The following is a 2,523-nucleotide window of genomic DNA, read 5'->3' as shown; positions in this document are numbered from 1 at the left end:
TATGCCTATTCGTTTAGATCACTTGCTGCTGCTTGGCCAACTCGTAACGTTTTCTGGCCTCCCGAACCTGCTCACGTTCCGATACTTCCGGCACAGCCACTTCCCACCATGAACCGCCCGACTCCGTCGTGCTTAGCGGATCGGTATCCAATGTGATCACATAGGTGCTGTTGCTTTGCTTGGCACGCTCCAGTGCCTGCTCCAGTTCGGCAATGTTGCCGACTTTCTCTGCCTGTGCTCCAAGCGATTTTGCATGGGCAGCAAAATCTGTCTTGGGAGCCCCTGCCTCGACGGTGTTACAGTCTTTCAGCAAGTTATTGAACCCTGCCCCGCCACAGGCCTGCTGTAGTCGGTTGATACAGCCGTAGCCTCGGTTATCCAGCACCACCAGTATCAGTTTTTGTCCCAACATCACTGAGGTGGCAATTTCCGAGTTCAACATCAGGTAGGAGCCGTCTCCAACCATCACAAAGACTTCAGAGTCCGGCTTGGCCATTTTCACGCCCAGGCCACCCGCAATTTCGTAACCCATGCATGAAAAGCCGTATTCGAGGTGATAGCCTTTGTCATATCGAGTTCGCCAGAGCTTATGCAGCTCACCCGGCAGGCCGCCTGCGGCGCAGACAACGATATCTTTCTCACCTGCGCTGCGGTTCACCGCACCAATCACCTCGGCATCGGTCGGCAGTTCAGTGCCGCGATCTGTCATTGCAATAGACACTGTCTCGTTCCAGCTATCTCGCTGTTGTCGTGCGCGCTCCAACCAGTGACTACTCACCTGCCAAGTGGCAAGCCCATCATTCAAAACTGGTAGGGTACGTTTTGCATCAGCAACCAGCGGGATGCCATAGTGCTTAGTTGCGTCATAACCGTTGACGTTAAGCGAGATAATTTTGGCATCGGGCTTAAACAACGCTCTCGAGCTTGAGGTGAAATCCTGCAGCCTTGTTCCGACTGCAATAACAACATCCGCTTCACTGGCCAACGTATTCACAGCAGATGATCCAGTCACACCAATAGCTCCCAGGTTCGACGGATGGTCCCATGGCAAAGCTCCTTTACCAGCCTGTGTCTCACCAACCGGTAACTGATAGGCTTCGACAAATGCTTTGAACTCTTCCAGAGCTTGCGAGTAATGCAGGCCACCACCACCTACCACCAAAGGTTGCTTGGCAGCCTTAATCAGCGCCAGTGCTTGCTCAAGTTCGGTATCATCCACCCCGGGACGGCGGAGCCTATGTACTTTTTCAGCAAAGAAGTGCACCGGATAATCAAACGCCATGGTCTGAACATCCTGCGGGATAGCAATGGTTGCCGGGCCGCACTCTACCGGATCGGTCAGCACTCGCATCGCCTGCGGCAAGCTATTCAATAGCTGCTCAGGACGAGTAATACGATCAAAGAAGCGGCTGACCGGCTTGAAGCAGTCATTGGGGGTTATGGTCGGATCGGCCCAGCTCTCCACCTGCTGCAAAACTGGATCCGGTTCACGAGTCGCAAAGGTATCCCCCGGTAGCAGCAGTACCGGCAAGCGGTTGACATGAGCCAGCGCCGCCGCTGTTACCATATTCAATGCCCCCGGCCCTACCGATGTGGTTGCCGCCATCATCTGCTGACGATTATTGGCCTTGGCAAAGGCAATCGCACTATGCGCCATTGCCTGTTCATTATGAGCACGGTAAGTCGGCAAGCTATCGTTGGCGTGATATAGCGCCTCGCCCAAGCCCGCGACATTGCCATGGCCAAAGATAGCGAACACACCGGCGAACAGTGGCTGAATATCACCTTCAATATCGACTTTCTGTGCCTGTAAATACTTGACCAGAGCCTGAGCCATCGTCAGGCGAATCGTAGTTGCAGTCATTGCTAGGCTCCTTTATTATCCGCGCTGACGCCAAAGAGTGATCAGGTTGTGATAGTTGCGCTTGATTTGCTCAATCAGCTCGGCATCGTCGATATTATTGGCAAGCCAGTCACGGGATGGCTGACCAAAAATGGTTCGTCCTACCGCAAACCCCTTAACAACCGAGTTCGATGCTGCTGCATTGAAGCCCGCCTGCAATTCAGCTTCCGGCGCATCCAGACCTAACAACACAACGCCCCGGCAATGCTTGTCACGTTCTTGAAGCAATGTTTCTACCTGAGCCCAGCTTTCTGTTGCCATCGGCGGCAATTTCCACCAGTCGGGTTTGACGCCCAGGTTATAGAAGCGCTGCATCGCTCGAAGATACAAGGCATCCGTTTTTTCCATTCCGGCTGGCAAAATGACTTCCAGCAACAATTCATGACCTGACTGACAACAAGCTGCATAGACTTCCTGAACCTGCTTTTCCTGCTCCAGTCTCAGCGCATGGTGATCATCGGGATGAAAAAAGACCAGGCATTTGACAACATGTTCCAACGGCCAGCTAACCAATTGCGAACCGATATTGCCGTGCTCCATTTCAAGCGGACGGGAAGCCGGTAGCTCAACCGGGCGGCCAATCCACCAGCCTTTGCCGGTAACCTCATTGAGCACGTCCT

Annotated in this window: 2 protein-coding genes; both read right to left on the bottom strand. The window is 53.5% G+C overall.

Annotated features, from left to right (window positions below; translation table 11 throughout):
* Positions 1-13: 13 nt before the first annotated feature.
* Positions 14-1,864, bottom strand: a complete 1,851-nt coding sequence (gene iolD / locus MHN01_RS24390) for a 3D-(3,5/4)-trihydroxycyclohexane-1,2-dione acylhydrolase (decyclizing) (protein ID WP_239413966.1) — start codon at positions 1,862-1,864, stop codon at positions 14-16.
* 15 nt (positions 1,865-1,879) lie between these two features.
* Positions 1,880-2,523: 2-deoxy-5-keto-D-gluconate 6-phosphate aldolase domain-containing protein (locus tag MHN01_RS24385; RefSeq protein WP_239413965.1), on the bottom strand; the 644-nt coding region annotated here is incomplete at its 5' end.

Origin of the sequence: Photobacterium sp. OFAV2-7 (assembly GCF_022347985.1) — a bacterium.
In the GTDB taxonomy this organism is placed as follows: Bacteria; Pseudomonadota; Gammaproteobacteria; order Enterobacterales; family Vibrionaceae; genus Photobacterium.
This window is presented reverse-complemented; position numbering and strand designations above follow the sequence as displayed.